Annotated in this window: 8 protein-coding genes and 1 pseudogene; 3 read left to right on the top strand and 6 right to left on the bottom strand. The window is 42.8% G+C overall.

Annotation, left to right across the window (positions count from 1 at the left end; all coding sequences use genetic code 11):
- Positions 1-82: 82 nt before the first annotated feature.
- Positions 83-739: a class I SAM-dependent methyltransferase gene (locus V7K41_RS17830; protein ID WP_334850226.1), complete on the bottom strand. Its 657-nt coding sequence runs from the start codon at positions 737-739 to the stop codon at positions 83-85.
- Positions 740-928: 189 nt separating this feature from the next.
- Complete coding sequence (locus tag V7K41_RS17825; protein ID WP_334850225.1) at positions 929-1,135, bottom strand: hypothetical protein; 207 nt, start codon at positions 1,133-1,135, stop codon at positions 929-931.
- Positions 1,136-1,418: 283 nt separating this feature from the next.
- Here V7K41_RS17825 and V7K41_RS17820 point away from each other — a divergent pair, with 283 nt between their 5' ends.
- Both V7K41_RS17820 and ftsH4 read left to right on the top strand, forming a co-directional pair.
- Positions 1,419-2,501 carry a peptidoglycan-binding domain-containing protein gene (locus tag V7K41_RS17820; RefSeq protein WP_334850223.1) on the top strand — a complete coding sequence of 361 codons (1,083 nt, stop codon included), beginning with the start codon at positions 1,419-1,421 and terminating at the stop codon, positions 2,499-2,501.
- Positions 2,502-3,154: 653 nt separating this feature from the next.
- Positions 3,155-5,020, top strand: a complete 1,866-nt coding sequence (gene ftsH4, locus V7K41_RS17815; protein WP_334850221.1) for an ATP-dependent zinc metalloprotease FtsH4 — start codon at positions 3,155-3,157, stop codon at positions 5,018-5,020.
- Positions 5,021-5,236: 216 nt separating this feature from the next.
- Here ftsH4 and V7K41_RS17810 read toward each other — a convergent pair whose 3' ends face one another.
- From V7K41_RS17810 to V7K41_RS17800, 3 genes are all read right to left on the bottom strand, one after another.
- Complete coding sequence (locus tag V7K41_RS17810) at positions 5,237-5,509, bottom strand: hypothetical protein (RefSeq protein ID WP_334850219.1); 273 nt, start codon at positions 5,507-5,509, stop codon at positions 5,237-5,239.
- Positions 5,510-5,650: 141 nt separating this feature from the next.
- Complete coding sequence (moeB, locus tag V7K41_RS17805) at positions 5,651-6,823, bottom strand: molybdopterin-synthase adenylyltransferase MoeB (protein WP_334850217.1); 1,173 nt, start codon at positions 6,821-6,823, stop codon at positions 5,651-5,653.
- Between the two features lie 140 nt (positions 6,824-6,963).
- Positions 6,964-7,422, bottom strand: a complete 459-nt coding sequence (locus V7K41_RS17800; RefSeq protein WP_334850215.1) for a M67 family metallopeptidase — start codon at positions 7,420-7,422, stop codon at positions 6,964-6,966.
- Between the two features lie 826 nt (positions 7,423-8,248).
- On the opposite strand from V7K41_RS17800, the gene V7K41_RS17795 reads away from it, so the two are divergent.
- A complete protein-coding gene (locus V7K41_RS17795) occupies positions 8,249-12,373 on the top strand; it encodes a beta strand repeat-containing protein (protein ID WP_334850213.1) in 4,125 nt (1,374 codons plus the stop codon).
- Positions 12,374-12,566: 193 nt separating this feature from the next.
- Here the strand turns inward: V7K41_RS17795 and V7K41_RS17790 are convergent.
- A pseudogene (locus V7K41_RS17790) lies at positions 12,567-12,847 on the bottom strand (hypothetical protein); the annotation flags it as partial.

Raw genomic sequence — 12,847 nt, 5'->3', positions numbered from 1 at the left:
AAGTCTCTTTCCCCCTGCTCCCTGCTCCCTGCTCCCAGCAAGAACTGCGGTCTAAATGATAAGTCTTTGACCGGACATGATATCACTTTGTCGCTACGCCGATAATATGAGGACTAACAATTGGCAATTGTGCATCAAATCGCTCATAAGTGATGCTACTAAAACCAGCATTTCCTAATGCTATCCAAGTTTCTCTATCTGGATGACAACTATTACCGATCGCTTTCCAAATCGGACTAATTGTGTTTTGTAGTTGTCGCAATAAACTTCCTTGAGGTGCGGCGATATGTTCAATAAATAAGAAGCGTCCACCTGGTTTAAGTACTCTTAAAATTGCCTGTAATGTATAATCTATATTCGGCACTGAGCACAAAACCAATGTACTAACAACAGTATCTATGCTGTTATCTTCGGCATCTAACCATTCAGCATTACCAATGCGGAGGTCGATGTTTAGACCCAGTTTTTCTGCTTGTTTTTGGAGAGAGGAATGCGTCTGTGGGTTTGGCTCGATTCCTATCCAGTGGATATCTTTAGAATAGTAGGGTAAGTTAGAATCTATTCCGGGGCCAATTTCTAACACTTTACCTTGGAGATTAGCAAAAAGAGAACGTTTGCGATCGCTGACAATTTTATCATATTTGCTAGGACTTGGAGCCATCATCCAGGCAAAAAAATGTTTACCAAAGTTTGCAAAAATCTGATTTTTTGAATCTCCAATAATTTGGTTTACAGTCATTATCTGCTTCCTAAATTTTGAGCCTATAAATTGGTGTACAAAACAACCATTTATAGCCTCAAGGTACAATACTTCGTGTTTCTTGTACCTCACCCATTAGACTCACCCAATAGGATGAATTTAATTAACGTAATTACGCGTAGCGACTGACCGCAAGATACCACAGAAAGACAAAAAGGGTAGAGGCGTCTATATTGGCGATGAGCGATCGCTATGGTTATACAATTTTGGGTAATCATAGCCAGAGATTTTTGAATAGCCGCTCCAGTCTGACGGGGTGACAAAGGGACGTCCGATTTCATTATCTACCGCAGAAGTATCCTCATCCCAAATCAGAATTGGCGAATCTTTGACAATAGTATGGGCGATGCCTGCGGTTTTTGCTAGCCTACGCAATTCGCTTTGGCTGACCTCCAGAAAGTTTCTGACCCCGTTTGCTGACAGCTGTTAGGGGCAAGTCAAAGAGATCGCTGTTTCCTATTTTAAGTATCCCTGCGAAAAGCTAGCATAACTGCGGATGTTATAATTCAAAGTGGGTTTTGCCAAACAGCGTTTATTGGATTCCAATCGCTCTAATGAAGTACAAGATACCAAATTTGGCAGCGATCGCAACTGAAATTATACGACGAATAGTGACAGAAAAATTAGTTGAAAACAATTGTTTCATTCAATAAAAACTATGAGCTTTAAACTTCAAGCTTTGCAACTTCCTACTCTCCAAAAAAAATCTGAAGGGCTGATTGTAATTGCTTGGCAGAAATTTCTTTTAGATTATGACTTCCCTATTGCTGCCGTTGATGGGGATTTTGGGAATATTACAGCTCAAGCAACTCGTGATTATCAGACTAGTAATGCTTTAACAGTAACGGGAATTGTCGATACTGCTACTTATAAAAAAGCGCTAGAGCAAGGTTTTGCAATTTATTTTGCTATCTATACCGATGCCGGGAATAAATTATTAACCTATCTTAACTTTGGAGAGAATGAGGTCAAAGACTTACAAAAAAGTTTAACAGCGATCGGTCGTTTGAATCCGCCGTTAGTAGCTGATGGGGACTTTGGGGCCAACAGTACAAAAGGACTAGCTGAAACTTATAAAATAAGAGACATCAATTTTCGAGCCGAATTAGCTCAACAGCTTTCTAATACAACAAAAACCAAGCTTGGCATTGATTTGGAGTTGGCTTTAGACAACATCACAGAATACGCCAAAAAATTAAGACAACGACTGAGTGGAAAAGCTTGGGTTATTTTTTTCCCAGACAGCGACTTAATTGATGATTTAGCTTCTCCCTTTCGTCAAAAAGTACAAACTTTTGAGCAAGCATTAAAAAATGCTGGAGCTAATATCGATATATCTTCAGTATTTCGCCCATCAGAAAGAGCTTATTTAATGCACTATGCTTTCCGTATTGGTAATAATGAAATTGCTGCCAAAGATGTTCCACCTATGCCTAATGTAGATATTAATTGGCTACATTACACCAATGCTGGTTCTGTCCAAGCTGCTAAAGAAATGGTGTTTGCTTATAATATTGCTTTTCGACCTGTTCTTACCTCTCGTCATACCCAAAGATTAGCAATTGATTGGGAAATTACTTGGTCAGGAACCTTAAATATCAAAAACGCTAGTGGAACTACAGTTAGTATTAATCAGCCACGAACGAGTTATGAAAATTCTACTTTATGGCAGGTTGGCCGTTCTTACGGTGTGATTAAATTATCTAGCGATCGCCCCCACTGGTCGCATGATGGACATTAATGGATAGGAGGAACTGCATATATGGAGAACGCAGTTCCAAAGTTCAAAGTGAAATTATTCAAGAAGAATTCAGGAGTGGAGCAAGGAAAGCTCCGCCAAAGCTTCAGAATAACTCTTTGTGGGGGATTTCTATTTGCGTCTTCCAATCTCTGCATATTTTTTGAGTACGGTAAACCGTATTTGCTCGTTAGTTCCCAAAGATTAATTTAATTGTTAAGTTTAGTTACATAAATAAAAAAATGCTGCAAACATTGCTACAAAGGAGGATTTATGAGAAGCAGTAGTATGCTTGACAATCGAGACAAGCTGAACAACTTTATGTCGCCGTTAGCAAGTCTTCTGCCAAGAGCAAACGAACATCATGATCGTCACAGCCCATCGTAGACATTGCTTAGATTGGGCAAATATACCAACATTTTTGACCAGTCTTTAATCAAGTTTTTCAAAGCGTTAAGGAAAATGAGAGACAGGGGAGGCAGGGGAGGCAGGGGAGGCAGGGGAGGCAGGGGAGGCAGGGGAGCAGAGGAGAATAATTAATCCCCAATTCCGTCCAATGACGCCACTTGCTCCACTTGGGGAGACCCCAAGACCGCAGTGGCTCCCCCATGCCCAATTTTCAAGTTAGTTTTCATTATTAAGGATTGGTAACATTTATGGGAATTAAAGAACAGCCTAAGTCACCTCGGTTTCGGATCGTTGCTAATATATTACTGGCAGTATCAGGGCTATTCCTGCTCTTAAATTTATTTTTGCCTAATTTATTTGCTTCTGGGCCGACTGGTGTTCCTTACAGCTTGTTTATTCATCAAGTACAGGAAGGGGAAGTCAACCGCGTTTCCGTTGGTCAAAATCAGATCGTCTACCAAATAAAAACAGAAAATTCCGAACCGGGCCAGGTGTTTGCAACTACACCCATCTTTGATTTAGAGTTACCCAAACTGCTAGAAGAAAAGGGAGTTGAGTTCGCTGCTACACCGCCACCCAAAAATACTTGGTTTACAACCCTCTTAAGTTGGGTGATTCCACCACTGATTTTTATTGGTATTTGGCAGTTCTTTCTCGCTCGTGGTGGTGGCGGTGGCCCCCAAGGTGCGCTTTCCATTGGTAAGAGCAAAGCTAAAGTTTACGTTGAAGGCGAATCTGCTAAAATCACCTTTGCAGATGTGGCTGGGGTAGAAGAAGCGAAAACTGAGTTAGTAGAAATTGTAGATTTCCTCAAGACTCCAGCACGGTTTACCCAAATTGGCGCTAGGATTCCTAAAGGTGTGCTGTTAGTTGGCCCTCCTGGTACTGGTAAGACACTTTTAGCGAAAGCCGTAGCAGGAGAAGCAGGAGTTCCATTCTTCAGCATCTCTGGTTCCGAGTTTGTAGAATTGTTCGTCGGTGTAGGTTCTTCCAGAGTCCGAGATTTGTTTGAACAGGCTAAAAAACAAGCTCCTTGTATTGTATTCATTGATGAATTGGATGCGATCGGTAAGTCTCGCAGCAGTAACGGCTTCTACGGTGGTAACGATGAACGAGAACAAACCCTCAATCAATTACTAACTGAGATGGATGGGTTTGCGGCTGGGGATGCAACGGTGATTGTCCTAGCTGCTACCAACCGCCCCGAAACCCTAGACCCTGCATTGCTGCGTCCAGGTCGCTTTGACCGCCAAGTGTTAGTAGACCGTCCCGATTTATCTGGTCGTGAAGCAATTCTCAAAATTCATGCTCAAAAGGTAAAATTAGGAGATGATGTAGATTTAAAAGCGATCGCTACTCGTACCCCTGGTTTTGCTGGCGCAGATTTGGCAAACTTGGTCAACGAAGCCGCATTATTGGCAGCACGCAATCTGCGTGAAAGGGTTGCTCAAGAAGACTTTGCCGAAGCAATTGAGCGGGTAGTCGCTGGTTTAGAGAAGAAGAGTCGCGTGATGAACGAGACTGAGAAAAAGATTGTTGCATACCATGAAGTTGGTCACGCAATGGTCGGGGCGCTGACAACAGGAAACGGTCGCGTAGAAAAGATTTCGATTATTCCTCGTGGGATGGCAGCTTTGGGCTACACTCTGCAATTACCAACTGAAGACCGCTTTTTGATGAATGAAACAGAATTGCGGGGTCAGATTGCAACTTTATTAGGTGGACGTTCCGCCGAAGAGGTTGTATTTAACAGTATTACCACAGGTGCTTCCAACGATTTGCAACGAGCAACTGACTTGGCAGAACGGATGGTAACAACTTATGGTATGAGCAAAGTTTTAGGGCCATTGGCTTATCAACAAGGACAACAAGCAGCATTTTTGGGTAATGGTGCTACTAATCCCCGCAGATTGGTAAGCGAAGATACAGCAAAAGCGATTGATATCGAAGTCAAGGAAATCGTGGAAACAGCCCACGAACAAGCCCTAGAGATTCTCAGACAGAATCGAGACTTGCTAGAAGCGATCGCTACTCAACTCTTGGAAACAGAAGTCATTGAAGGCGAAAAACTGCACAATTTGTTGAGTCAAGTTAAACCTGTAGCTCATTCATAATTAGAAAAGTCAGAGTTCATACTATAGCGAGACGCAGAGTTATTCTCTGCGTCCCTCTGCGTTAAACCTCTGCGTTCCTATGCGTTTCAGAAATGCCACTTACCGCAATGCAAACACCAGCGACGAAAAATGCCAATGCACCCCCAACGGCATCAACAAGAGGTGTAAGGGACTTCCAAATCAAAAAATATTTTAAAACTGACATAAAAATCTTCTCTATTTCTTTTCTCTCTGTGTTCTCTGCGCCTCTGTGGTTCGTTTCTTTGGATAATTTATTTCCTGGAAATCCCTAATTGCTTGCGGTTGGGGAAATAGAACGCCAAACAAACTCATCGCTAAAGTGAACCCACCAAAATACATCCCAATTCCTAATCCCGCCCACCGCTGAGGCACTAGTCCCAAAGCAAAAGGAATTGCCCCGTTGACGATTAAACTAAAGGCAGCAACGATTAACAAAATTATCGGAATTTGTGCGCCCACAGATATCATTATCAATAACGAAGGAATGATTGCACAGATCCCACAAAGCATTGCTTGACGATTACCAATTTTGACAGCGAAAATTCCCTCTGGTCGCCGCAGGAAACAGATGGCAGTATTCCTCCTGCCTTCTGCCTCCTGCCTCTCTTGTTAATACTCTGGAACTGAAGGATCGATTTCTCGACTCCAAGCGGTAATTCCGCCTTTAACATTTGTCCCGACAATGCCGGCTTCCTTGAGAATAGCGAGGGCTTTTGCCGATCGCCCGCCCATCTTACAATGAGCAATTAAACGATGACCGTTTAATATTTCCTTCACCTTAGCAACGCCATTCCCATTTTCAATGTCTGGTAAGGGCACCAACACTGAACCCGGAATCTTGGCAATGTCGTACTCATGGGGGTTGCGGACATCTAGCAGTACAAAATCCTTCGCACCGCTATCTAACAACTCCTTCAAATCCTTGACGGTCATTTCTTGACTTTCCATCTGCTGTTTTGCCTCCTCTGCCTTAGCTTGTGGAATCCCGCAGAATTCTTCGTAGTCTATCAGCTTTTCAATCACTGGGCGAATCGGGTTCGGACGCAGTTTCAACTCCCGAAATTTCATATCCAAGGCGTTGTATAGCAGCAATCGCCCGCTGAGAGTGTTGCCTTGTCCCAGAATAATTTTAACAGTTTCGGTTGCCTGAATTAAACCAATAATTCCTGGCAAAATTCCTAGTACGCCACCTTCTGCACAAGAAGGAACCATTCCTGGTGGTGGTGGTTCTGGGAAAAGGTCACGATAATTCGGGCCACCTTCGTAATTAAATACACTAGCTTGCCCTTCAAAGCGTAAAATTGAACCGTAGACGTTGGGCTTATTCAGCAATACGCAGGCGTCGTTAACTAGATATCTGGTGGGGAAGTTATCAGTACCATCCACTACGATATCGTAAGGTTGAATAAGCTCCAGGGCGTTTTCGGAACTCAAACGGGTTTCGTATAAATCAACTTGACAATAGGGGTTAATCTCGTGAATGCGGTTTTTTGCCGATTCAATTTTGGGTTTACCCACCCAGGATGTACCGTGAATTACTTGGCGTTGCAGATTAGAAGTATCGACAACATCAAAATCGACAATCCCGATGCGTCCAATACCCGCCGCCGCCAAATATAAAAGTAGTGGTGAACCTAATCCACCTGTCCCGATACACATTACACTAGCGGCTTTCAGGCGCTTCTGTCCTTCTAGCCCTACTTCCGGTAAAATCAGGTGTCGGGAGTAGCGTTCGTAATCGTCTTTGGTCAACTGGATTTCGTCCAGATTGGGATTGAGCATAGCAGTTATGATGTGGGAAAGCGGAATATTAATCCTATCGAAAAACTGGATCTTATATAGAGATAGGAGTGGGAAAGACGAATTTTCATCTGTGATAGCGGCGAAAACCGCGATGAGTGACTGTCTTTAAACTAAGCTAGTTATTTTATATTTTCAATTTTCTCTGCTTGAAACTGATGAGTATCATCAAGGCTCCAACTTTTGAGTTCTCCAGCTTTGCCATTTTGGACGGATACTATTATATACGAGTATCCCTGCCAAGCGTATAGGCGATCGCATTCTGAGGGTATAGCAGGATGATCTGGGTGGGAGTGAAAAATGCCGATAATATTCAGTGAGCGATCGCGTGCTTCCCTTTGTGTTTTTAGCATAATTTCGGGTGCGATCGTATATTGTCGTCTTTTACTTTCTGTTGTGCGTTCTCCTGGAAACTTAGCCGCCGCTTCTGTATTCCAAGCATTTTCTGTTGGTATGACTTCTACCACAGTTTTGCCCTCATTAGCCAGATAGCCCAAAATTATACCACAGCACTCATCTGGGTAGGTGCTTTCGGCATGGGTGCGGATGATTTGCAAGTGTTCTTGGCTAAGTTCGATCATGTCTGCGTTTGTAATTCTAGCAACTTCTAACAATTCTTGCTTACATACAATACATCGACACGCGATCGCTCTGATCGTAGTATAAGTTAACCAAGGTGTAGGCTAGTAAAAACCGCAGGCGATCGCAGCCTTTAAAAAAGAAAATATGTATTTTTTATCACTTCTTAAAATATTTGCCTACTAGGTTCTACTTTCTTATTGCCTAGACCCCAGTAGAACATGAAGAATATACAAAGCTCAATACTTGTGTATACATTTTTCAGCAAGTAATGTGAAGAGTATGCAAAGATGAGTATTTAAGTATAGACATCTAAGTATGATATTGACTATGTAGCTATTTTGAAGCTCTTGAGATGTTCTCTATTTTCAAGCTAGACGCCCACGGATAACAGCCTACAAGGAAGGCATCAAAATCTTTTTCCCGATTAAGAATCAACTGTTGATTATTTTATCTTTTAGTAGGACTTAGGGGCTGGGAAAAAAATAAATATGAAGGATGAATTTTAACCATTGAAGCTGAATTTTTCGATACTTAAAAGAGCGATTTTTACTCAAAAAGGATGATAAAAAAACCTGAAATGACCAGTTATCGCAAATTCACACGCTAATTAATTTGTACAGTGCTTAAGACTTAGATAGTTTGAGACTCTTAAAAAAAGTATACGTAAAAACCTTGGAATCGGGGAAATTTTCGAGAACTTTACTGTTTTTCAAGGGTGACGTATAAAGTATGTAGATTTCGGTGAATTTTTGCGCCCTTAAACAGCACAATCTGCAAATTGACAACTGAAGTTACTGAAAAAATCGATTCAGGTAGGTAAAAGTTATGGCAGATATCATTGGAACTAACGGTGATGATACCCTACAGGGTACTTATAATGACGCGGATACGATTAAGGGTCTTGCAGGCAACGATACCATATATCCTAACGGTGGCAAAGACACCTTAAGTGGTGGAGGCGGCAACGATAAATTCGTCTACTACTACTACAATAACAACGATACTACGATCGTCACCGATTTTGGTGGTGTAGGTAAAGGGACAAACCCGACAGCAGCAATCATTGCCGAAGTGGATACGCTAGAATTCCAGGGCGATGGCACCAGTGCCCAAAATTTGCTGTTGACCCAAAAAGGCAACAATCTGGAAATCAGCTTTGCAGGGGATGCTTATACAACGAGGTTTTTTGATGCCCCAGTTATCCTGCAAAACTTTGCCCTGGAAAACCTGAAAAACTTGAGTAAATCTACAGGTGCCACTGTAGACTTGGGCAATATTCTGTTTTCTGAAGAAACTACCACTATAGATAGCTTTGATGTCTTCAATGCCAACTCCACCCAAAGCACTATCTTCAACTTGAATACAGTCACTTTTCTTAACGACCTGAACAATAATGTTAGCGGCTTTGACAACTCAGATGATGTCATCAATGGTCAGGACGGTGATGACATCATTAACGGCTTAAGTGGGAACGACACGCTCAGAGGTGGTGCGGGCAATGACTCCCTCATTGGTGGTGTGGGGAATGATATTCTCATTGGCGGTACGGGTAATGACTCTTCCACAGGTAATCACTCCCTCGTTGGTGGTGCGGGCAATGACTACCTCGTTGGTGCTACTGGTAACGATTACTTAAATGTTGAATTTTCAACAGGCGATAATACCCTCAACGGTGGTGTTGGTGATGATACCTTGGATGCTGGGGCAACATCCGGGAATAACTTACTCTTTGGCGGCGATGGCGATGATTCTCTCTCCACCTCTAACGTTTATAGCAGCGTCAGCGGATACATTTATTACCCCTCCTCAAGCAATAACACCCTCAATGGTGGCGCTGGTGATGATACCTTGAATGCTCAGTCTCCATCAGGGAATAACTTACTCTTTGGGGGCGATGGCAATGATTTTCTCTCTACCTCTGGAATGAGAACTTATAAAGGGGAGCCTAATTTTAACTCAGAGGGCAATAACACCCTCAATGGTGGCGCTGGTGACGATACCTTAAATGCTCGCGGTTCAACAGGGAATAACTTACTTTCTGGGGGCGATGGCAATGATTCTTTTGACCTTTCTGGCTATGTTATCCCCTCGAGCAGTGGAGAGTTTTATTACCCTTCTTCAAGCAATAACACCCTTAGTGGTGGTGCTGGTGACGATACCTTAAAGGCTGAGTATTCAACAGGGAATAACTTCTTCTCTGGGGATGATGGCAATGATTCCTTCTATCTAAGCCCCACATCCTCAAATACTGCCCCCTCTAATTTAGCAATTCAAACGGTAGATGGGGGTAAGGGTGACGATTTGTTATCCGTTGATTACAGCTTCGCTACAGCGGGTATTTCAACGACATTCAATGCCACTACAAACAAGGTAGAAATTACGGCGGGCACATATCGGGTTAGTTACAAGAATATCGAACGATTGAATATCTTAGGTACAGCCGATGATGACAATATTGTGGGAAGCAGTGCGAACGATACGCTCTCTGGGGGGTATGGTGGCAAAGATACAATCGATGGGGGAGCAGGTGAGGATTTGTTGTCCGTTGATTACAGCTACAGCAATGCTACAGCGGGTATCATAACAACATTCAATGCCACTACAAACAAGGGAGTAATTACGGCGGGCACAAATCGGGTTAACTACAAGAATATCGAACGATTAAATATCTCAGGTACAGCTTACGACGACAATATTGTTGGCAATAATGGAAACGATACACTCTCTACGGGCGATAGTGGCAAAGATACAATCGATGGGGGAGCGGGTGACGATGTATTGTCCGTTGATTACATATCTAATGTCAATAATAGTACAAAGGGGATCGCAACAACATTCAATGCTACTACTAAGATTGGCTCAATTACGGCGGGCACAAATCGGGTTAACTACAAGAACATCGAACGATTAAATATCTCAGGCACAGCTTACGACGACAACATTCTGGGGAACAGTGGAAACGATACGCTCTCCGGGAGCAATGGCAAAGATACGATTATTGGCGGTGTAGGTAATGATATCTTGACAGGTGGGAGTGGGGACGACACCCTAACTGGTGGCGCGGGCAATGATAAATTTGTTTATAGCTTGAGCGACAGCTACTATGACGGCACTAACACTGATATTATCACCGATTTCGGTGGCTTAGGTAAAGGTTCAAATCCCTCAGCAACCGTGATTGCCTCCTTAGACACTTTGCAATTTATAGGTTTCACTGTTGAAAATCTTCAATTAACTCAAAACGGTAACAACTTAGAAATTAACTTTGAAGGTTTCAATAATAGCAGCAAAGTCATTTTGCAAAACTTCAAGTTAGAAAACCTGGATAATCTGCCAGCAACTTCTTCACGACCAGCTATTGGCAATATCCTGTTTGATGGAGAAACCAGTATCGTTGACAGTTTTGATGTGTTTGATGCTAATTCCACTCAAACTAGCTTGTTCAATAAAAACACTGTCACCTTCCTCAATGACCTCGACAATAACATTAAGGGTTTTGACAACTCTAATGATGTCATCAATGGTCAGGGGGGTGACGACATCATCGACGGCTTGAGTGGTAATGACCTGCTCAGAGGTGGTGCGGGAAATAACACCCTAGAAGGAGGTATTGGTGACGATACCTTGAGTGCTAGCAGTTCAACAGGCGATAACCTGCTCTTTGGGGGCGATGGTAATGATTCTCTTGATATCTCTGGCAGCATATTCAGCGACACATTCAGTGACAGATTCAGCAATTTCGATTCTCGCTCATTAGGCAATAACACTCTCAATGGAGGTGCAGGTGACGATACCTTGAGTGCTAGCGGTTCAAAAGGTGATAACCTACTCTCTGGGAGCGATGGCAATGATTCTCTTGATATCTCTGGCAGCTACAGCAACAATTATGGCTACTCCTCTGACTCTCGCTCATTAGGCAATAACACTCTCAACGGAGGTGCCGGTAACGATGCATTGCGTGCTGGTGGTTCAAAAGGTGATAACCTGCTCTCTGGGGGTGATGGCAATGATTCTCTTGACATATTTGGCAGCTACAGCAACAGTTCTGGCCAGGACTCCGACTCTCGCTCATTAGGCAATAACACTCTTAATGGAGGTGTAGGTGACGACATCTTGAGTGCTAGTGGTTCAACAGGTGATAACTTGCTCTTTGGGGGTGATGGCAATGATTCCCTTAACATTTCTGGCGACTACTCCTATTATGCCTCCTACGACTACTCCGACTCTCGCCCGTCTGGTAATAACACCCTAGAAGGAGGCGCTGGTGACGATAACTTGAGCTTCAGTAGTTTAACAGGTGATAACCTTCTGTCTGGGGGTGATGGCAATGATTCCTTCAATCTAATCGCTAACTCCCTAAATACTGACCTGTCTGATTTAGTGACTCAAACAGTAGATGGGGGTAATGGTAATGATTCGTTGTTCACCAATTACTACTTTGCTGCTGGGGGAATTACTTCGACATTCAATGCTACTACTAACACTGGCTCAATTACGGTGGGCTTGTATCGAGTTAACTACAACAATATCGAACAATTAAATATCTCAGGTACGAGCTATGATGACAATATTGTTGGTAGCAATGGCAATGATATCCTTATTGGTATAGACGGTAATGACAGCCTAACTGGAGGGGATGGGACTGATACCTTTGGTTTCTATAATTACACTGGGGGTGTTGACACTATTTATGACTTCAACGCCACTAATGAATTAATTCAGGTAGATGCTATTGATTTTGGTGGCGGGTTATCAAGAGGTTCACTTCAAACAAGTCAGTTTACCATTGGAACATCTGCAACGACAACCAATCAACGATTGATCTATGACTTTTCTACAGGTGCATTGTTCTTTGACCAGGACGGCAGTGCATCTGGGTTTACTCAGGTAAAATTTGCACAACTATCTGCTGGACTGTCACTAACCGAAAAGAATTTTGTGCTTGTTTAATCGTAATTAGATTCTCTAATCGTTAAGCGACACGGATTGCGAGGTGCTTACAAAAGCACCTTGCATTTGATTGCTCAATGCAATTACTTCTAGCATAGAGTAGATGTTAGATTTTGTTTCTCAACTTTCGACATGGGTGCGGATAGTTTGCAGGTATTGTTGGCTAAAGTTGATTATATCTGCGTTCGTAATTTTAATCGCCTAGCGCCGCAAACCGCAGTAAGATACTGGCGATTTCAATCGGTATTGTTGTATTCATGGGAAGATACACGCAATTATCTTGCAGTCTCAGTGTATTGCAGGAGTCACCACTATTCACTAAAACTGTATTTACAGCAGTTTTCATGTATTTGAACCACATCTGTCGTAAGGGCACAGCAATGCTCATTGGTGTCAACTTAACGTATAAGCTAGATTTGGCGAACTTTCCAGGTTTGACCCTCACCCCCAACCCCTCTCCCAAAATTGGGAGAG

It is taken from the genome of Nostoc sp. (assembly GCF_036917415.1).
GTDB lineage: Bacteria > Cyanobacteriota > Cyanobacteriia > Cyanobacteriales > Nostocaceae > Nostoc.
Note: the sequence above shows the minus strand (reverse complement) of the source record. Positions and strands in the feature narration are given on the sequence as shown.

Bases quoted from the DNA above. Each gene is read 5' to 3' on its own strand.
- V7K41_RS17830 (WP_334850226.1), bottom strand. From the start codon at position 739: ATGACTGTAAACCAAATTATTGGAGATTCAAAAAATCAGATTTTTGCA.
- V7K41_RS17820 (WP_334850223.1), top strand. From the start codon at position 1,419: ATGAGCTTTAAACTTCAAGCTTTGCAACTTCCTACTCTCCAAAAAAAA.
- V7K41_RS17800 (WP_334850215.1), bottom strand. From the start codon at position 7,422: ATGATCGAACTTAGCCAAGAACACTTGCAAATCATCCGCACCCATGCC.
- moeB (WP_334850217.1), bottom strand. From the start codon at position 6,823: ATGCTCAATCCCAATCTGGACGAAATCCAGTTGACCAAAGACGATTAC.
- V7K41_RS17795 (WP_334850213.1), top strand. From the start codon at position 8,249: ATGGCAGATATCATTGGAACTAACGGTGATGATACCCTACAGGGTACT.
- V7K41_RS17810 (WP_334850219.1), bottom strand. From the start codon at position 5,509: ATGATATCTGTGGGCGCACAAATTCCGATAATTTTGTTAATCGTTGCT.
- ftsH4 (WP_334850221.1), top strand. From the start codon at position 3,155: ATGGGAATTAAAGAACAGCCTAAGTCACCTCGGTTTCGGATCGTTGCT.